17 protein-coding genes and 1 pseudogene are annotated in these 18,009 nt (G+C 59.0%); 4 read left to right on the top strand and 14 right to left on the bottom strand.

Annotated features, from left to right (window positions below; all coding sequences use genetic code 11):
• Positions 1-9: 9 nt before the first annotated feature.
• The 8 genes from AB4O36_RS10355 to AB4O36_RS10320 all read right to left on the bottom strand — a co-directional run bounded on the left by AB4O36_RS10355 (position 10) and on the right by AB4O36_RS10320 (position 8,078).
• A complete protein-coding gene (locus AB4O36_RS10355; protein ID WP_460124545.1) occupies positions 10-1,713 on the bottom strand; it encodes a ShlB/FhaC/HecB family hemolysin secretion/activation protein in 1,704 nt (567 codons plus the stop codon).
• Positions 1,714-2,099: 386 nt separating this feature from the next.
• Positions 2,100-3,008, bottom strand: coding sequence for a glutaminase B (glsB, locus tag AB4O36_RS10350; RefSeq protein WP_460124542.1), 909 nt, complete (start codon positions 3,006-3,008; stop codon positions 2,100-2,102).
• Positions 3,009-3,154: 146 nt separating this feature from the next.
• Positions 3,155-3,916 (bottom strand): SDR family oxidoreductase, encoded by a 762-nt coding sequence (locus AB4O36_RS10345; RefSeq protein ID WP_460124539.1) that lies wholly within the window; start codon positions 3,914-3,916, stop codon positions 3,155-3,157.
• 29 nt (positions 3,917-3,945) lie between these two features.
• Positions 3,946-4,773, bottom strand: a complete 828-nt coding sequence (locus AB4O36_RS10340; protein ID WP_460124536.1) for an EamA family transporter — start codon at positions 4,771-4,773, stop codon at positions 3,946-3,948.
• Between the two features lie 74 nt (positions 4,774-4,847).
• On the bottom strand, positions 4,848-5,753 hold the full coding sequence (gene gcvA, locus AB4O36_RS10335) for a transcriptional regulator GcvA (protein ID WP_460141653.1): 906 nt from the start codon (positions 5,751-5,753) through the stop codon (positions 4,848-4,850).
• Between the two features lie 188 nt (positions 5,754-5,941).
• Positions 5,942-6,919 (bottom strand): saccharopine dehydrogenase family protein, encoded by a 978-nt coding sequence (locus AB4O36_RS10330; RefSeq protein ID WP_460124533.1) that lies wholly within the window; start codon positions 6,917-6,919, stop codon positions 5,942-5,944.
• Positions 6,916-7,317 carry a VOC family protein gene (locus AB4O36_RS10325; protein WP_460124530.1) on the bottom strand — a complete coding sequence of 134 codons (402 nt, stop codon included), beginning with the start codon at positions 7,315-7,317 and terminating at the stop codon, positions 6,916-6,918. The genes AB4O36_RS10330 and AB4O36_RS10325 overlap by 4 nt, the downstream gene beginning before the upstream one ends.
• Before the next feature lie 17 nt (positions 7,318-7,334).
• Positions 7,335-8,078, bottom strand: a complete 744-nt coding sequence (locus AB4O36_RS10320) for an SDR family NAD(P)-dependent oxidoreductase (RefSeq protein ID WP_460124527.1) — start codon at positions 8,076-8,078, stop codon at positions 7,335-7,337.
• A gap of 139 nt (positions 8,079-8,217) precedes the next feature.
• Between AB4O36_RS10320 and AB4O36_RS10315 the strand changes: the two genes are divergently transcribed.
• Entirely contained in the window at positions 8,218-9,111 is an 894-nt protein-coding gene (locus tag AB4O36_RS10315; protein WP_460124525.1) for an AraC family transcriptional regulator, read from the top strand.
• A gap of 38 nt (positions 9,112-9,149) precedes the next feature.
• Here the strand turns inward: AB4O36_RS10315 and AB4O36_RS10310 are convergent, their stop codons facing one another.
• The 3 genes from AB4O36_RS10310 to AB4O36_RS10300 all read right to left on the bottom strand — a co-directional run bounded on the left by AB4O36_RS10310 (position 9,150) and on the right by AB4O36_RS10300 (position 11,639).
• Positions 9,150-9,644, bottom strand: coding sequence for a quinone oxidoreductase family protein (locus tag AB4O36_RS10310; protein WP_460142130.1), 495 nt, complete (start codon positions 9,642-9,644; stop codon positions 9,150-9,152).
• A 310-nt stretch (positions 9,645-9,954) separates the two neighbouring features.
• The gene (locus tag AB4O36_RS10305) at positions 9,955-10,926 is read right to left on the bottom strand and encodes an alpha/beta fold hydrolase (RefSeq protein WP_460141652.1); all 972 of its coding nucleotides are present in this window, start codon (positions 10,924-10,926) and stop codon (positions 9,955-9,957) included.
• A 68-nt stretch (positions 10,927-10,994) separates the two neighbouring features.
• Positions 10,995-11,639: a glutathione S-transferase gene (locus tag AB4O36_RS10300; RefSeq protein ID WP_460124519.1), complete on the bottom strand. Its 645-nt coding sequence runs from the start codon at positions 11,637-11,639 to the stop codon at positions 10,995-10,997.
• 124 nt (positions 11,640-11,763) lie between these two features.
• On the opposite strand from AB4O36_RS10300, the gene AB4O36_RS10295 reads away from it, so the two are divergent.
• Complete coding sequence (locus AB4O36_RS10295; RefSeq protein ID WP_460141651.1) at positions 11,764-12,300, top strand: TetR/AcrR family transcriptional regulator; 537 nt, start codon at positions 11,764-11,766, stop codon at positions 12,298-12,300.
• 65 nt (positions 12,301-12,365) lie between these two features.
• On the opposite strand, the gene AB4O36_RS10290 is transcribed toward AB4O36_RS10295, so the two are convergent.
• Genes AB4O36_RS10290 through AB4O36_RS10280 form a run of 3 tightly spaced genes read right to left on the bottom strand, consistent with a single transcriptional unit; the run spans position 12,366 to position 16,711 of the window.
• Positions 12,366-14,033, bottom strand: a complete 1,668-nt coding sequence (locus AB4O36_RS10290) for a N,N-dimethylformamidase beta subunit family domain-containing protein (RefSeq protein ID WP_460124514.1) — start codon at positions 14,031-14,033, stop codon at positions 12,366-12,368.
• Entirely contained in the window at positions 14,033-15,412 is a 1,380-nt protein-coding gene (locus AB4O36_RS10285; RefSeq protein ID WP_460141650.1) for an MFS transporter, read from the bottom strand. Before AB4O36_RS10285 ends, AB4O36_RS10290 begins: the two co-directional genes overlap by 1 nt.
• Positions 15,413-15,460: 48 nt before the next feature.
• Positions 15,461-16,711: an MFS transporter gene (locus AB4O36_RS10280; RefSeq protein WP_460124508.1), complete on the bottom strand. Its 1,251-nt coding sequence runs from the start codon at positions 16,709-16,711 to the stop codon at positions 15,461-15,463.
• Positions 16,712-16,816: 105 nt separating this feature from the next.
• Between AB4O36_RS10280 and AB4O36_RS10275 the strand changes: the two genes are divergently transcribed.
• Positions 16,817-17,785, top strand: coding sequence for a cupin domain-containing protein (locus AB4O36_RS10275; protein WP_460124505.1), 969 nt, complete (start codon positions 16,817-16,819; stop codon positions 17,783-17,785).
• Positions 17,786-17,853: 68 nt separating this feature from the next.
• Positions 17,854-17,935 (top strand): annotated as a pseudogene (locus AB4O36_RS10270) (hypothetical protein); the annotation flags it as partial.
• Between the last annotated feature and the right edge of the window lie 74 nt (positions 17,936-18,009).

The raw sequence follows: 18,009 nt of genomic DNA, 5'->3' as shown, positions 1-18,009 counted from the left end.
CAGCAATAGTTAGAGGAGGAAATCCACGCGAAAATAGATCGGCGCTTCACGCTCGGTCAGGACGGCCGGGCGCTCCAGGGAATGGGCGAAGGTGACACTGGCGGCCAGATGCTCACCACGGGCAAACACTTCCAGCGAATTGCTCGACATGCGTCCGTGCTGGTCGGCGTTGTAGCGATCGCCACGGATCACGCCATGGTCGTAACCCAGGCTGGTGCCGTATTCGGTGAAGACCGGACGCAACCAGGAAAGCGTCACCGGGCGACTCCAGCGAAGGTCGTTGCGCCAGTAGCCGCCGCTGTCGCCGGACAAGGTTTGGTCCTTGTAACCACGAATGGACGATTGGCCGCCCAGGCTTGTGCGTTGCGGGCTGAACAGCACGTCTTCGCTGCGTTGACCGGTCATCAGGCTGGTGAAACTGAACGACTCGCCCCACAGCTCGAAGGGCTGCAAATAACTCGCAGTGGCGGTGTACTTGCGGTAACGGGCGTCCGGTGCACCCGGGAAGGACTCCCCTTTTCCCTGCGCATCAAAGGCGCCGATGCCTTGTTGCATGCCAAGATCAAGGTTGACGAATGCGCCGCCAATACGCCGTCCGTGGTTGATACCGAACTGGGCTTCGCTGATGCGGTTGCTGCTGAGTTTGAGTTTGCTGTCTTCGATGAAGTTGTTGCTGCGCAGGTAGGAAAGCCCGGTATTGAGCGAAGTCTTGCGCATGGCATCGCGATGAATGACCCGCTCGATACGCAACTGATGGTTTTCACTGTCGCCGGTCTGCTTGAAGTTAAAACCGTTGGCGGCGATCTGCGAGCGGTACTCGCTCTGGCTGTAGGCGTAACTGAAATTCCACCAGCCCCACGGCAAGTTGTAATAGAGCATCGCGTTGTTGGACGTGTGCTGGTGATCGGTCATCGCATCGTGACCACCGCGCAGCAATAACTGATCCGCCAGGCCCAGCGGGCTGTCCCAATCCAGGGTGGTGTTCCACTGCTGCTCGCCAGTGCTGCGCTGCCCGCCGTTGTTGCGTGACAGGCTGACACGCCAAGGTTTCTGCGGGTTGTTCTTGACCAGTATCTCGCTACCGCCCACGTTCTGGCCGGGGGCCAGTTCCATCTGTGCCTGATTGGAGGGCAAGCGGTTGAGCTGATCGACCATCTGCTCGATTTCACGCAGGTTGACCAGCGCTCCCGACCTGCCAGGGAAAGCCATGGCCAGCTCACGGTCGGACAACTGGCTGCCGTCCGCCCCTTTCAGCCCCTCGAGTTTGCCCTCGACCACCAGCACCAGCAGATGCCCGCCCGACATATCCTGCTGCGGCAAATAGGCGCGGCTGGTAACCAGGCCTTTTTCGATGTAGTGGTCAGTGATGACCTTGAGCAATTCATTGAGCTGGCTGACGCCCAGGCATCGGCCGATGTAGGGCTCAAGCAGACGGTTTTTTTCGCGCAGGGAAAGACTGTCAGCGCCCTTGAGCTCAATGTTCTTGATGGGGAAACAACGCGTGTCACTTGGCGTCGTCGGGCCGTCGGGTTTGACGGATTTGCCCGGTAACTCCTTAAGTTCTTCAAGGCGTCGACGTTGTTCTTCAAGCAGCCGATCCTGGCGTTCGCGTATTAGATCGGTGTCACCGGGCGTGGGAGCGGCATTGACTTGAAGTAGGGGAAAACAGAGCACAGTCAGGCACACCCCCACCGTAAGGACGGGTGATTGCATAATCGATCCCTCGAAAACTCAAACTGATAGCAAAATAGTGGCGCGATGTTAATGAGCCATCATTTTGGCGTCAACGTACCCTCGCGCTTGCGGTGAGCGCTCACGGTGGGGAGCTGGCAGGGTCGAGCGCCGTCAGGAGGGACTGATCTGCAGAACGCAGAAAATAAGGTGAATCACAGGCCCCGATCAGAGGCGTGAACAGACATGTAGCGAGCTTGACGCTTGGCAATCCTTGCATGGGCTGAGCTCCAAAAAATGAACTCGCAGCTTAGAGATGAAACCTCGCGCGGACCAGAACGCGTCAGCCTCAAAATGTGACGAGTACGCCCTGACCAGAGCGGATCACTCTGGACCACAAGCGTCACTTTGATGAGGCGATCCGCCCCTTAAAAAACTGACCACCCTATACGAGCACTCAGCAATTCCAGTGCCGCCATCCCGGCCAACGAGTTACCTGCTGCATTCAACTCAGGCGACCACACGCATACGGTGAATTGACCCGGGACGATCGCCACAATCCCTCCGCCCACTCCACTTTTGCCTGGCAACCCAACGCGGTAGGCGAAATTTCCTGCCTCGTCATACAGCCCACTTGTCGCCATGATCGAATTGACTTGCTGGGTCTGGCGCCGGGTCAGTATCTGCTCGCCACTGTGGATGCAGAATCCATCGTTGGCCAGAAAGCAAAATGCTCGCGCCAGATCGAGGCAGTTCATCTGTAACGCGCAGTAATTGAAATAACTGCGCAGCACCATCTCGACCTCGTTATGAAAGTTGCCAAATGACTTCATGAGATAAGCCATGGCGGCATTGCGTGAGCGGTGCTGATACTCCGAGTCGGCCACGCGGGCATCGATCAATACCTGAGGATTGCCCGATAGCCTTCGTACGAAATCGCGCATCGACAAGGTGGGTGCTGCGAACCGCGACTGGTTGATATCACAGATCACCAACGCCCCCGCATTGATGAATGGATTGCGTGGCCGTCCGCGCTCGAACTCCAGCTGAACCAGCGAGTTGAACGGCTGGCCTGAGGGTTCATGACCCAGGCGTTCCCAAATGGCTTCGCCGGAGTGACCAATCGCCTGAACCAGGCTGAAGACCTTGGAGATGCTTTGCACCGAAAATGGCACCAGCGCATCGCCAGCGCAGTGATAGCTGCCGTCGTTGCCATAGACAGCGATGCCCAGTTGCTGCGGCGGAACGTCGGCCAGTGCAGGAATGTAGTCCGCCACTTTGCCCCTGCCGATCAAGGGGCGCACTTCGTCAAGAATCTCGTCCAACAGCGTTTGCATGAAAGGCCCTGTCATGAGTCCCCCGTCCACACTGCGGGGGTAGCATCCTTGACGAAGGATTGGTAGGAAGGATCACACATGGCGTCAGCAAACGGCTGCCATTGACCACTGGCATCATTGATGGCTTTGAGGTGGATCCCTGCGACTCATTTACCGCCCGTTACATCCAGGAATGTGCCGGTGACGAAGGATGCCTCCGCACTCGCCAACCATAGAATCGCGCGAGCCACTTCCTCAGGCTGTCCGCCCCTCCCCATGGGGATTGAGTCCTTGACGCGATCGACCCGTCCCGGCTCACCGCCACTGGCATGCATTTCGGTATAGATATGTCCGGGGCGAATACAGTTAACGCGTATGCCCTCCCGTGCGACCTCCTTGGCAAAGCCAATGGTGAACGTCTCCAGGGCTCCCTTGGACGCCGCATAGTCGACGTACTCATTGGGACTTCCCAGGCGCGCGGACGCCGATGAAACATTGATCACCACGCCGCCCGGGCCATTGTGACGGTGAGACATGCGCTTTACCGCCTGTTGAGCACAGAGTATTGGCCCAATGGAATTGACCGCAAAGACGCGCTGCATCCGCTCGAATCCGAGGTCTTCCAGACGTGACTGAAGCGCCAGTACCCCGGCGTTATTGACCAGGACGTCGATGCGTCCGAACGTGCGATCGATGGCCGCGAACAACTCGGCCACCTGCTGGGGGTCCGCGCTGTCGGCCCGCACGGCCAACGCCTTGCGCCCAAAGGCCTCGACATCCGCGACCACGGCCAGCGCTGCGGGTTCGTTGGTAACGTAGCTGATAGCAACGTCATAACCCCTTTCGGCAGCCAGTCGGGCAGTTGCAGCCCCTACTCCCCGACTTCCACCCGTGATGAGAATCAGCGGTGCCTGCGAGACATTGACCATTAAACATTGCTCCTGAGCCGTTGGTTGTATCAGCCGATGATGAGAGTGCCGCTGGCGATCACGACGCACGCCAATATCCGTCCTGGAGTGAGCTTTTCACCGAGGAACACATAACCGATCAACGCCGCAAACAGCACGCTGGTTTCGCGCAATGCGGACACCGCCCCCAAGGGCGCTTCGTTCATGGCGTAGATGACCATTGCATAAGCAAGCAGGGAGACCAGCCCACCGACCACAGCGGTCACTGTTCCGGGCCGGGCGGAGAATAAGCTGCGGGCGTCACGCAGACCGATGTAGACCACGGGCATCAACACGCCCCACAGGGCGCACATCCACGCGGTGTAGGCAAGCGGCGCACCGGAGAGTCTGGCGCCGATGCCGTCGACCACGCTGTAGGCCGCGATAAAGCCGCCCGTTCCCAATGCATAGGGCAGGCTGGGAACCGAGAGAGTGCGGCCTCTGAACGCCAACGAAATAATCCCGCCTGACACCAGCGCAATGCCCAGCAACTGGCCAGGCGTGATGATTTCTCCGGCAAAAACGGCTGCACCCAAGGTGATCAGCACCGGCGACGAACCCCGTGCAATCGGGTAGATCTGCCCCAGGTCACCGACTCGGTAACTGCGCACCAGAAACAGGTTGTAGCCCACATGCAACAACCCGGAAAGCACTGCGTAACCCCAGCTTTCAATCGCGGGGGCCACCATGAACGCCGCGGCGACGACACTGGTGATGGCGATGGCAAGGCACATCACCGTCATGGACCAAAGCCGATCCGCGCCGCTGCGCAGCAGTGCGTTCCAGCTGGCGTGCAGGAGCGCGGCGAAAAGGACGAGGACGATGAGATGAATAGGCATACGCCACTCTAGGCAATTCGGCGCGGGGGCTAAAGCGAAGTCTCCTCATCGCAGCATGAACGGATACTCATGGCTCACTGTTCGACTCGTTGGACTTTCAACGCCTCATTGACCAGCCATTGGCGAAAGCTGACGATGTGCGGCTGCGATTCAATGCCCTTGGGGCACACGAAGTAGTAAGCAAGCGGTGAAGGAAGCAGCACATCAAACAGCCGAACCAGACGGCCATCGCTGATTTCCTTCTCGACATGGCCGCTGCGCACCAATGCAACCCCTTGGCCGAGCAACGCCGCCTCGACCGTCATGTTGGTATCGCCAAATCTGACGCCTTCCTGGAGCGGCAAATAGGCCAGCCCGACCGCTTGAAACCACTCCTCCCACTTGGGCACCAACTCGGCACCGTCCCGAGTCAGCAGCGGAAAGTGCAACAATTGCGCGGGGCTCTGCGGTGTCCCAACACGCCGCAGCAGTTCGGGACTGGCCACAGGAAATACCTGCTCGCCAAAAAGGAACTCCGAGTGCAGGCCCGGGTAATTGCCCTTGCCGAGTCTGATCGCGACATCAGCCTGCCCCTGAGCGAAGTGGATGATTTTGTCGGTGGTGTCCAGCGAGACCAGCAGCTCGGGATGCTGACGAGAAAGACCGGGCAAGCGTGGCAGCAACCATTTGAGCGCGAACGAATAGGTGGTGCTGACGCTGAGTCGGACCCTGCCTTTTTGCTCGCGCAAATCGCCGAGCGTCGCCTCAAGGCTGATGAAAAACTCCCGCACGATGGGCGCCAGCGTAGCCCCCGCTGCCGTGAGGCGTAACGCCTTGCCACGCTCGAACAACTGCACGCCCCAAAGCGCCTCGAGATGCTTGAGCTGGTGACTGACGGCGCTTTGAGTAACATGCAACTCCTGTGCGGCCGCAGTAAATGTCGGGTGGCGGGTCGCAACTTCAAAAGCGCGCAGGGTCGCGGTGGGCGGCAAGTCTCTCATGGGGGGCGTTGTCCGGCGAGTGATCGGAAAAAGAGCGTGCATGAACGTTAGCTCATGCAGCAACCAAACTCACTGTAAACATCGCATCCCTGATGGGGGCTTGCCACCGGTGCGAGATGCCGCACGATTCAGTACGCCCTCTCGCACCAGTACACTTACAGCGGTGCCATGAGTCGCCAACCGTACCTTCAGAAATCAGTGATGACTGTCCCGGCGATACTCTCGGCAAATGCACTACCCAATACCGTGGCAGGGGTTGTAAAACCTGACTGACGCTCGCCATTCAAAACCCGCTGCGCAGCTTCCACTGCCGCCAGCGGTGTGTAGGAATAGCCGTTTACGGTTTCTATCACTGACCGTGCGGTGACACCATCCGCCCCGGTGACTTCGACCACGGCACGTGCTCGATGAGCACTCCTTTCTTCTGCTGAAGGGCCATCAGGTAGTTGTGACAAGTCACCCTCTGGAAACGCGGCATCTGAGATATGCACGAACATCGCAATATTCGGAATGCCGACTGAGTGCCAAGCGGTCACCAGGTCACCGAATGAAAGCGGTGCGCAAAGGACTGAACCCTGACCAAAATCAAAATGACGGGGTGTGGCATCAGGTGTCGCGACGATCTCGCCATCGACCCTGGCGAGCACACCTGCACCGATGATTTCGCTGACACTCATGGCTGAGCCCCTGGACATCGATCCTGGCACCTGGATCGCGATGTTTAACGCTAACGGCTGCTTGACACGCTTGGCAACACGCACCGCGAGTGCATCGGTGGGAACAACGTCCCAGCCGACACCCGGCAACAACATGACCTGATTGGCAGCGGCGGAAGCACCAAGTGTCTCGGCTAACCGGTACACATTGATCTCGGCAGTGATGTCCAGGTAGTCGACACGAGCCTGGATACAGGCGTGCATCAAGTCCTCAGCCGTGTGCGCAAAAGGGCCCGCAAAGTTGAGCAGCAACGAGATGCCAGACAATGAATCCGCAATAATCGCGCGGGTGTCGAACACACGAAACGGGACGCCCAGTTCTGCGGCGAGCGCCGCCACCCGGGAATGGTTTCGCCCGGCGACTTCAAACGTCAGGCCCAGGGCTTTTGCGTGCTCTACGGCCATACGACCGGTATAGCCCGTGGCACCATAGATCATTAGTGTGTTCATTGGATGTGCTGCCATTTTTTGTAGACGAACTCGAGACTGTAGCCATCCGGGTCCAATACATTGGCTGCGTAGTAGTCGGGGTCATAGTGCAGGCGTGCTCCAGGCGCACCATTGTCGACCGCGCCTTGAGCGATGGCCGCCGCGTATGCAGCGTCCACTTCGGCCCGGCCATCGGCGACAAAACCGACATGAACCGCTCGCCCTTCAACCACTCCTGCGCGCAACCAGAAAAACATCCGGCCGTTGGCACCAAAGCCCTTGAGGTCGGGATGACCCGGCGGGCCGTCCTTGCCGTCGTAGTCCCAACGCGCGGTGATTCCAAGCGGCGCCAGGCAGGCTTCGTAGAAGCGAATAGAGCGCTCAATATTGTTAACCGACAGGAAAATGTGATCCAGCATTGCAAACCTCCGCGTCTTCAAATGTTGTAACCGCCCGCCACTTCAATGGTTTGGGCATTGATCCACGCGCCTTCCTCAGACAGCAGTAGCGCAATGACCCGCGCAACATCTTGCGGCTCCCCGACTCGACCCAAGGCGGTCTGCGCCGCCAACAGTGCCTCGAACTCGTCATTGAGGCCTCCACCCAACTCAGTGCGGATGGCACCCGGTGAAACAGCATTGGCTCGTATACGCCGCTCTCCAAACTCCTTGGCCATATAGCGCGTGAGGACGTCGAGCCCGCCTTTAAATGCCGCGTAGGGCGCGACTCCAGCCGTGGCTACGCGGGTGGTGGCACTGGTCACGTTGACGATGCTCGCATCGTCCGCCAGCAACGGCAGCAAGGCCTGAGTGAGGAAGAACGGCCCTTTGAGGTGCACATTGAACAGGCCGTCGAACTGCGCCTCGCTGACGGTTGCCAACGGATTGAACAGGCCGTAGCCCGCATTATTCACCAGGCCACCCAGAGTGGTTGAATTCCAGGTCTCCTGTAAGACGTGTACCACCGACGCGCGAAACGCATCGAAGGTGCCCACGTCCCCCACGTCGAGTTTGAGGGCAACAGCCTTTCCCCCAGCGTGCTCGATACGACTCACGACGCTGGTGGCAGCTTGCAGGTCCGAGTTGTAGGTGAGGATGACGCCTATGCCGCGTTGAGCGACCAGTTCGGCGGCACTGGCACCGATTCCACGACTCCCTCCGGTGATTACGATGACGCCCATGTCCTATTCCTCTGTGGTTAAAAATCTGTCTCCACAGTACTTATCGGCATGACTGACGTCGTACCCATTCCTACTCAAAACCTGCCTGTTTCTGCTTTTCACTTGCGTGATGCCACGCAGTGCCCTCAGCATTGGGACCATGGACAATCAACTGAAAGAACTTCGCATGCTCGCGGGCAAGGCTGAAAACCGCCGAACGGAAACGGGCATCCCCCGCGTGGCCATGGTGCAGGGAAAAATTCCCGAGCACATGTTGGCGGCGATATACGACCCGATGATCAACTTGATTCTGCAAGGCAGTAAGACCATGACTGTCGGGAGTCAGACGTTTCGTTATGACCCGGCAACCTATTTCGTCATGTCCATCGATTTGCCAGCGGTAGGGTCTGTACACCCGAGTACTTCCGGCGAGCCCTACCTGGCGGTCAGTCTGACACTTGACCCCGCCGTCCTATCTACACTCTTTGCCGACCTGCCCAAACCTGTCAGCCGCACGGACAACGGACTTGGGTTTTCAGTCGCGTCGGTTACACCCGAGCTGATGGATGCATGGGTTCGAATGCTGCGATTGATGGGCGACCCGGCCGCCATCGCTGCCTTGGCTCCGGTTTATGAGCGAGAAATAATTTTCCGTGTACTTCAAGGACCGCATGGCTGGATGTTGCGGGAAATCGCAGCGCCGGATACTGCGATGGCGCGCGTCAACCTGGCTATCCAATGGATTCGCCAAGACTTCGCTGAGCCCATCGGGGTGGAGCGGCTGGCAGAGCGGGCCTCAATGAGCGTCTCGGCGTTTCATCGCCACTTCAAGGCAGTGACCAACCTTAGCCCCTTGCAGTACCAGAAACGGGTACGCCTGCTCCAGGCCAGAACCCTGATGGTGGCCGATGCTAAAAGTGTAATGGCGGCTGCCTTCGAGGTCGGCTATGAAAGTGCAACGCAATTCAGCCGTGATTACGTCCGGGTGTTTGGACTCCCCCCTTCCCAGGATGCCAACAGGATTCTCGGTAATACGAAAGCAACCAGCAAGTAGGTGAATACTGGTGGCTCGCTGTATGGGGCGACAGGTAATCAACGATTGGGATCAAGCACAATGACACCTTGCACTTCCCTGCGCGCCAGTAATGCGTGCGCCTCAGAGGCCTCGCTCAACGGCAGTGTTGCGCCGATGACAGGTCGGATTGAGCCACTTGAAACGCCATGGGCGAGGAACTCCAAAGCTTGGCGGATCAGTGCTGGGCGTTGGAAGAATGTCGGCAGGTAAACGCCGGCCAAGGTTTGAGCCTTGGCCATCAACTGCCGGGGTGCCAATGGCTGGCCGGGACCACGTGTGGATCCTGCCACTACACAACGCCCCAACATGGCGAGGCACTCAAAGTTCTGGTCGAACACCTCTGCGCCAATTGTCTCGAGGATCACATCCACCCCCCGTCCCCCCGTCAGGTCCAAAACACTTTGGGGCCACTGGGGCGTGTCGTAAGAAATTGCATAATCTGCTCCAAGGCTGCGCACGAATGCACGCCGCCCCTCAGTGCTGGCCGTACCAAAAACCGACCGCGCTCCCAAGGCTTTGGCGATCCGGACAGCCAGGCTTCCGACACCGCCGGCGGCTCCATGGATCAATACGTCTTCGCCAACTTGCAGATGGAAAATTCACTCCGATGGCGGATATGTCTATCAGTACCTCTAAGGGCCCCGGCACGGGTGTTGGCAGATCGACGTACTCGAGCACTTCGGGCCCCCCGAAGCTACGGAACTGAATCGCTTTCATATCTGTGATCCTGATGTTTAGTCGCCAGACCTGGAGACAGGCTGATCTGGCGAGCAATGGAGGGTGAGCGATGCGCTGACGAGCACGTCGCCAGCGCAGTTCGATTCACTTCACCCCATTGAGAAACAACGTGGCGTGTTTCAAAAAAAGGTCGGGATATTGATAGATCGCGCCATGGTTCGAATCCGGGTAAATCACCAACTGAGAATCGGGTAGCGCTTGCTGCAAGGTGACGTTATTGACTGTGTAGAACACGATGTCATGACTGCCAGCGACCACCAGCGTGGGTTGCTTGATGCCTTTGAGGTAATCGGTCGAGTTGTCCGTCGGCGCTCCCCAACCTGCGATAGCCGCCGCCTGCGCAGGTGCGGTCTTGCTATCGACCTCCCGATCACGATTGATCTTGCGTGCACGCAGACGGGTAAGAAACTCGCGCCCAGCAGCCTGGCTCTCAGCGGTCTGGGTAAAAAACACATCCAACAGCAGTTCATCTGGTACATCGCGTTTTTTCGCCAGATAGCCTTGGAATTCGGGCGTTAGCGAAGCCATACCCACACCACCACGGGGTGATGAGCCCACCAGAATCAGGCGACGTACCAGCTCTGGATGATCAAGCGTCACCTGCTGTGCAATGAGGCTACCCATGGAAAAAACCAGCAGATCAGCCTTCGCTACGCCCAGCCGGTGGAGTAATCCAGCGGCATATTTGGCCATACCTTCAATGGTTTCAGGGACCTCACCGCTTGAGCTGGCGACACCGGCGTTGTCAAACAGGATGACTTCACGATCACGGGCAAAACCGTCGATGACTTTCGGGTCCCAACTGTCGAGGTTGCCAACAAAATGCTGGAGAAATACCAGCGGTACTCCACCGGCCTTGCCGAAGCGACGGTACGCCAGGCGGGCGCCGTCCACTTCGACAAATAGAGTGGGCGCGGTTTGGTGCGTATAGCCTGAAGCCACTTTGGGCTCTGAGGAGCTGGTGCTTGCTTGAACCGATGTGATCGAGCAGACAATCGCCAGTACGATGAGGCTAAAAGTCGGGCGCAACGACCACCGGGTGTTGAAAACAGTCATAGGGATGTACCTGATAAACGGGAAAGAGGGGCCCGCCCCAAAGCGATCGTCGATGGGGCGAAGCTGGATCAAGCGGGATTCTGTACGCTGGGACGTTGCTGAATTTGGGTCCGCCAAGCACAGAGCGCGGTGCACTCATCGGGAATGGCGATGGACGCGAAACCGGCAAACAGGAGCCCCGCAAAAACGGTGATATCGGCCATGGAAAACGCGTCCCCGGCGATATACGGCTGGTTGCGCAGGACCTGATCGAAATATTTCATGCCGTCGATTGCCTTCTCGCGTTGACGATTACCCCAATCGACACGCCCTTCCCAGTCGGGGCTTTTGTATGGCTGCAGTGCCGCGCCCAATCCTGGCGTAGCGTGGTGGAAGTAGATTCCAACCGGATCTGCCAGCTCGGATTCGGCGCGTTTCTGCATCATGTGGATGACGGCCTTTTCCTTTGGCGTTGAACCCGTGAGAATTGGATTGCCGTCCAGATTATCCAGATACTCGGTGATGGCCGTGCACTCGGAAATATTGGTGCCGTCCTCCAACTGAAGAACGGGAACGGTACCCAGCGGATTGAGCATGAGGAACGCAGGCTGTTTATGTTCTGCTGCCGGCAAGTCCACCTTGATGAACTCCACTTGAGCGCTCATCCGCTTTTCAGCCAGGGCAATTCGCACACGCAGAGGGTTAGGAAAACCAGGGATGTCAAAAATCTTCATGTCTCTCGCTGCCTATCTATCTACCTATCGATAGGTATAAACTACGCCGAGGCGATTTTGACTGTCAACGTCTATCTATCGATAGGGAGGTAAATTTGTGACTACGGATACTCGGGAAACGATCATGCAGGTCGCCCGCACGATGGTTCAGACCCGCGGCTATAACGGTTTGAGCTTTCGCGAACTGGCGAAAGAGGTAGGCATCAAGAGTGCGAGCATTCACTACCATTTCCCAACCAAAGGCGACTTGGGTGCCGCGCTTGCCAAGCGTTACACAGAGGACGGTTTGGCTTATCTGGAGGGCCTGCGCGCGGGTTCCGATGACCTTCGTATGTGGATGCAGGGGTATACCGACATCTTTCGCCAGGCGCTGGTGAACGACAACCGCATGTGCCTGTGCGGAATCATGTCTGCTGAATTTGATGATTTGCCACCGGAGGTCAGAACAGAAGTCGAAGCCTTTAATGCCCTCAACATCCGGTGGTTAACGCAGGTACTAACCGTCTGCCGTCCGCAATTGAGCGATGAGGAACGGCAACAGCAGGCACTGGCGATTTATGCCGCTGTAGAAGGTGCTCAGTTGATCGCACGTGGCCGTGACGATATTCAGGTATTCGATCAAACGATCCAGACCTATCGCTCAGTCGGCCTGTTGCCATAGCTGCAAGCTCACACACGTCGGCTGACAATTTTCGTCAAATCCAGAGCCTCAGCGAGTGATTGATCCTATCGGTCAGGTCCAGCCGTACCAGCCAGGAATGTATCGAGCACGTTTTTAGTGATCGCTACGGTGTAGTGATCCTCGAGCATCAATCCGTGTACCCATTCGCAGGTGGCAGCGGTAAACACCTCGCCGCGGCCTCTGCGGAAGTGCACCACCATGCCCGCCCCACGGCAATGTTGATCAATGGCCGCGTCGCCAAGATCGGGCGCCAGGATGGAGGCTCTGTACCGTGCGTCGCCATCACCGAGCATGAACGAATAGGCATCCTCGGCCCTGCCCTGCTCGGCATTGGTCGCCCAGCCCATCGCCAGAATTTCCAATCCTGGTGGTGCTCCGTCTGTGCCGAGAGGTTCAGGAAGGCCATCGACGAAGGTGTAGTCGAGCCCGTCGACCTCATAGCCAAAGATGCTTGCCTCGTCGCCGAACATATCGGCGTAGCCGAGCCCCGTGCCCTCGAATGCCCAATGTTGCGCACGGAAAACCGTATACCCGCGCGGGCTACGGGGTGCCATGGCGCCGAAACTCCCGTAGATGCCTCGCAATGCATTGACTCCGAAGGTACTCGCCCCAGGATGATTCACTTGAGGATCCTCCCAGGCGCTGGTCAGCGTCCTGTCGCAGTGAGCTGCCACCGGGTCATGGGAGGCGGCATCGTATTTATAGGCGACTTGCCGCTGATCACCGTCCTCCAGACGAATCTGCCACATGAAATTGCCGGCAAAGCGAGCGACCTTACCGCCCTCCTCGACAAAGGCATCGACGTGGTCACGCATCTCACGCGTCCAATATTCATCGTGCCCGACGAAGACCGCGCAAGCGTAACCTCGGAGGGCATCCGGGTCGCGATGCAAATCATCCTGGGTGAGAATGTCGATGACATAATTTTGTTGTTCCGCCCAAACCACAAACGGTCGTTCATAGGAGGCCCATCCCGCCAGCGCATAGTATTTGCTGAAACCGTGGAGAGCGGCCCACTCAATGAATTCGTAGCGCGCCGGACCTGGCCTGCCAGGCCGTTTCGCGTTGACTGATCGCGGCGCGCCCTCAGGTAGCCAGACTTGTCCTCGCGCCCAAGGTCGTTGTGCCGACAACAACGGCGAGCGGCCGCGTGGCGTCTGCGGATGGACACCGAAATAGTGGTTGGCCCCGCCCCAGTCGTTGTAGGCGGCCCACGTCGATGTTGCCGCGACCAGCGCCAAGGCATGAGCGCGCTTACGTGCGGCCTTCACGATGAACAGATGATGCCCGATCACGCGCTCGCCACCATCCAGTATCTCCACCCCATATGCCCCAGGGTCGACATCCTCCGGAATCTGCCACTCCAGGAAGACTGGCCATTGGCAGCCGTGCTCGTAGGAACGTTCGGGCAACGGATGGAAGCAAGCCTCCAGATAGCCCGTTTCATGCACGGTGCGGGCGAGTGCTCCATCACGAAAGATCCTGAGCCTCACTCGCGGACTGTTGGACGAGAGGTGCAGTCTCACAGGTGCACCGGGGCTGTAGGAGCGACGATCCGAATAACACCACGCTGCCGCCGGACCCGTTTCTGACGGGACTTCGACCCAGATCTCTCGGGCCGCCTGGCGGGGCCCCGACGTCTGGCTGACGATCACGCCAGCCCCAGGGCGCTCACCCCGTGCTACACCTTTTTTCGGTTCGATTGAGCTCATCAATGTGCCCTCCTCTTGTTTCGGTGATCGGTGCGAATCGAGACGTCAGGGATGGATTTGCGAGACGCCTTCGAGGGGTGTGGAACGACACCTTCTCGAACGTCAGAGGCACCGATATGCGCAAGATCGACACCCGCCGTTTCCGCGATGAGGAAGCCCGCTATCACGGTCACCAGACCCAGGCCCATCACGTAGCAGATGTACAGGTAATCAAGGTCGGCACCGGTGAGATAACTATGCAAATAAGGCGCAGTGCCACCGAAGATCGCCACCGAGACCGACGAGACAAACCCGACGCCCTGTGCCCTCGCCCGGGTGGGCACTTGCTCCGATAAAATGGCGGGGAAGATCGCCGCGATCAACGACCAAGCGCCCAGCCCCATGACCTGGGCCAGGAACAACGTATAGGGTTCGGTCGTGACCATGACCGAGATGGGATAGGTCAGCACCACCACGCCCACACCCCAGGCGATGACCATCGGCTTACGCCCCAGCCGGTCGGACAACATTCCGCAAACCGGCAACCAGCATACGCAAAGGATCTGCGCGAACAGACTGGCGACATAAGCCCCGGTAGCGTCCATCCCCTGGGCGATCGCCGTCGCAGCGCCGAACGTGACCCAGGCGTAGTAAGTGACATTAGCGGCCGCAGCGAGCATGACGATGTTGCGCGTGATGCGCAGCACCTCGCCCCTGGACAACTTGGGCGCAAGCCGGGTCATCTGCTGTTGCTCTACGAAGACGTGGGACTCCTCAGCTCCGCGTCGCAGGAACAGCGCATAGATGCCCAGTACCCCACCGATCGCGAAGCCTATCCGCCAGCCATAATCGCTCATGGCCTGGGACCCGAGGAACCAGGTCAGCGCCGCGGCGACGGCCGTTGCCGCCATGACCCCCAGCGTCACGCCGATGTAGACTGAACTGGACCACAATCCTCGGTGCTTGCTCGGTGCGATCTCGGCGACATAGGTGTAGGAAACCCCCGTTTCGCCGCCGTGAGCGAGGCCCTGGGTGAGACGAAAAAACAGCAGTGCCGCCGAGGCGTACACGCCAATGGTTTGATAGGCGGGGATAAACGCAATGCCCAGGCTGCTGACTGCCAGCAGCATCATGGTGATGATCAAGATGGTTCGGCGCCCCAAGCGATCGCTTAGACGGCCGAACAGCAATCCACCAACGGGCCGGGCGACGAACCCGACCGCGAATACGCCGAGCGTGGCGAGCATCGCCGACCTGGCATCCGTCTTGTCGAACAGATTACTCGCCAGGTACACCGAGAACGTTGCGTAAAGCGTCCAGTCGAACCATTCCAGCGCATTGCCTATAGCGACCGCGCGCAAGGATTTAAGGCGTCCTTGAGGGAACGTCGAATTATTCATGAACCATCTCCAGATCACGGATGTTGTCAGAACGGCCAGAAAGGCAATTCAAAGGTGCAGCGAAGGTCTTGATTCGCCGCGCTGACGGGGCGCCTCCACTCGAACACGAAGCGCAATCAGCAACGCAGCGACCAGCATCAGCCCTCCCGCCGCGAGAAATACACCCGCGATGCCACTGAAGCTGAACATCGCCCCGCCCGCGGCGGCCCCTATCGCGATCGCCGATTGCACCGACGCCACGACCATCCCTCCGGCACTCTCCGCCTGATCCGGTACAGCACTGGCAACCCAGTTCGACCACGCCACCGGCACGCCGCCAAATGCCAGGCCCCAGATCGCCAGCAGTGCCGCTTGCCCCGTCACTGTAGCGGGCACCAGTACCAGCGTCAGAGCAACCAGCCCCACCAGCACCGGCATCAAAACGAGGGTGGCCCGCGGGCTGTGCTCGAGCAGCCGCCCAGCCAGCAACGTGCCGACGAAGTTCGCCAGACCAAAGCCCAGCAGCATCAACGCCAGCCCCTGCGGGCCAATCCCGGAGGTGCTTTCAAGGAATGGTCGGACATAGGTAAACAACGCGAAGTGGCCACTGTGAACCAGTACACAACCCAACATGCCCATCGCAATGCCCGGACGGCGCAGCACGTCGAATATGGTCCGCAGCCGTGCCGGTCGACGCGGCGCCAACGGTGGCAAGGTGAACGACTGGAATGCCATCGTCAGCACCCCCACCGCCGCCGCAGCGAGGAACGCGCTACGCCAGCCAAATAGCTCACCCAGGTAGCTTCCCAGCGGAACCGCGACCACCGTACCCACAGCAATGCCGCTGAAAATGATCGAGAGCGCGCGGGGCAACAGAGCCACCGGCACCAGACGCATCGCGACAGCCGCCGCCATGCTCCAGAAACCGCCCAGGGCGATCCCCAGAAGGATGCGCATCACCAACAGCACCGTCAGGCTGGAGGAAACGGCTACCAACAGGTTGGACGCGATCATCAGCGCGGAAAAGCCCAGTAGCACCAGGCGTCGGTCGATGCTTCGGGTTAGCCCCGGCACCAGCAGGCCAGCAAACAGTGCCACGACTGCCGTCACTGTCACCGCCTGGCCGGCCAACGCCTCGGACACGCCCAGGTCAACCGCCATCGGTGTCAGCAGGCTGGCTGGAAGATACTCTGCGGTCAGCAATCCAAACACGCCCATTGCCAGCGAGAACACAGCCGTCCAGGCGGGAGTGGTGGGTTCTTCCTGAGTGTTTCCACCACAGTGGCGGTCGGGTACGGCGTCACAAACACAATCAGTCATTGCACGGATCTCCAGATTTTCATCGCGACCCGAAGTCTAGGCAGGTGAAATTGGATGATCTATGATTAGGAATCTTGATTTTTTGATCAAAGCTCCGGAGCAACGATGTCAACCGACCCGCTCGCCCTCTCCTCGGGCTTCATCAACGAGCTGTTGCGCGGTATGCGCCTGAGCGGAGTTGAATACCGCCGGATCCAGACAGGTCCGAGCTTCGGCCTGGGATTCAAGGCAAGGTCCGGGCATGCCTGGTTCCACTTCCTGGCGGTCGGCAACGCGGTGCTACGGATGGAAGACGGGACCACCTATGACCTGTCTGCGGGAAACGCCGTGTTCATTTCCCACGGTGCAGCCCACCAACTGCTCTCAGAGACGGAGCATTGCGTCGACGACATCGACAGCTTCGACGTTTCCTCGCTCGGTGATACCGTCAGCGCGATCGAAGCGGGAACCGACTCCACTCGCCTGCCGACCACGATCATTTTCAGTGGTTGTATGGAGTTCGAGCTGGGCAGCATCCACGGCCTCGGCAAACTGATGCCCGGCCTGATGTTGATCGATGCCGGGGGTCAACGTTACCCGGGGCTGGTTCCCATACTGGCAACCATGGAGCGCGAAGTCAGTGCCGCCCGGGTTGGCTTCGCAGGTATTCTTGCGCGTTTGGCCGACGTGGTGGCCGCGATGGTCGTTCGCGGCTGGGTGGAATGCGCCTGTGGTAATGCCTCTGGCCTGGTGGCGGCATTGCGCGACCCGCGCTTGGGTCGTGCGTTGCTTGCTCTTCATCAACATCCGGGACGCGACTGGACCGTCGCGCAGCTCGCGCAGCAATGCAATACCTCGCGCTCGGTGTTCGCTGACCGGTTCAAGGACACCATTGGCATGACGCCACTCAATTATGTGACGGAACTGCGGATGAGACTGGCCAGCCAGTGGCTGACCCTCGAGAGGCTTCCGATCGAGGAAGTGGCCGAGCGATTGGGTTATACCTCCCAGGCGGCTTTCAGTCGTGCCTTCAAGCGAGTGACGGGCAAGCCGCCTGGTTTGAGTCGTCGATCACATCAGCTCAACCTTTCCTGAGCGCCGAAGTGGAGTCGAAACGCCCGCCTGCTCGCCTGACCGAGTCTGCCAATAGCGCCCACCGCCAAATGGCTGGGTACGTGTTCGAAAATGTGGAAATAGCTGCCTACACAGTCTTGATTTCTGCCGCCAGAGCCACCCAGGACGCACAAAATGCCACGTTGTCCCTGGAGAAGTTGGGCTCACGGGAGCTGAGAAAACTCCGCGCCCGGTACAGCTCCTTG

This window comes from Pseudomonas sp. S2_E01 (genome assembly GCF_054668365.1).
This window is presented reverse-complemented; position numbering and strand designations above follow the sequence as displayed.

Coding starts and splice junctions, on each gene's coding strand:
- AB4O36_RS10355 (WP_460124545.1), bottom strand. CDS start 1,713: ATGCAATCACCCGTCCTTACGGTGGGGGTGTGCCTGACTGTGCTCTGT.
- glsB (WP_460124542.1), bottom strand. CDS start 3,008: ATGCAAACGCTGTTGGACGAGATTCTTGACGAAGTGCGCCCCTTGATC.
- AB4O36_RS10345 (WP_460124539.1), bottom strand. CDS start 3,916: ATGGTCAATGTCTCGCAGGCACCGCTGATTCTCATCACGGGTGGAAGT.
- AB4O36_RS10340 (WP_460124536.1), bottom strand. CDS start 4,773: ATGCCTATTCATCTCATCGTCCTCGTCCTTTTCGCCGCGCTCCTGCAC.
- gcvA (WP_460141653.1), bottom strand. CDS start 5,753: ATGAGAGACTTGCCGCCCACCGCGACCCTGCGCGCTTTTGAAGTTGCG.
- AB4O36_RS10330 (WP_460124533.1), bottom strand. CDS start 6,919: ATGAACACACTAATGATCTATGGTGCCACGGGCTATACCGGTCGTATG.
- AB4O36_RS10325 (WP_460124530.1), bottom strand. CDS start 7,317: ATGCTGGATCACATTTTCCTGTCGGTTAACAATATTGAGCGCTCTATT.
- AB4O36_RS10320 (WP_460124527.1), bottom strand. CDS start 8,078: ATGGGCGTCATCGTAATCACCGGAGGGAGTCGTGGAATCGGTGCCAGT.
- AB4O36_RS10315 (WP_460124525.1), top strand. CDS start 8,218: ATGGACAATCAACTGAAAGAACTTCGCATGCTCGCGGGCAAGGCTGAA.
- AB4O36_RS10305 (WP_460141652.1), bottom strand. CDS start 10,926: ATGACTGTTTTCAACACCCGGTGGTCGTTGCGCCCGACTTTTAGCCTC.
- AB4O36_RS10300 (WP_460124519.1), bottom strand. CDS start 11,639: ATGAAGATTTTTGACATCCCTGGTTTTCCTAACCCTCTGCGTGTGCGA.
- AB4O36_RS10295 (WP_460141651.1), top strand. CDS start 11,764: ATGCAGGTCGCCCGCACGATGGTTCAGACCCGCGGCTATAACGGTTTG.
- AB4O36_RS10290 (WP_460124514.1), bottom strand. CDS start 14,033: ATGAGCTCAATCGAACCGAAAAAAGGTGTAGCACGGGGTGAGCGCCCT.
- AB4O36_RS10285 (WP_460141650.1), bottom strand. CDS start 15,412: ATGAATAATTCGACGTTCCCTCAAGGACGCCTTAAATCCTTGCGCGCG.
- AB4O36_RS10280 (WP_460124508.1), bottom strand. CDS start 16,711: ATGACTGATTGTGTTTGTGACGCCGTACCCGACCGCCACTGTGGTGGA.
- AB4O36_RS10275 (WP_460124505.1), top strand. CDS start 16,817: ATGTCAACCGACCCGCTCGCCCTCTCCTCGGGCTTCATCAACGAGCTG.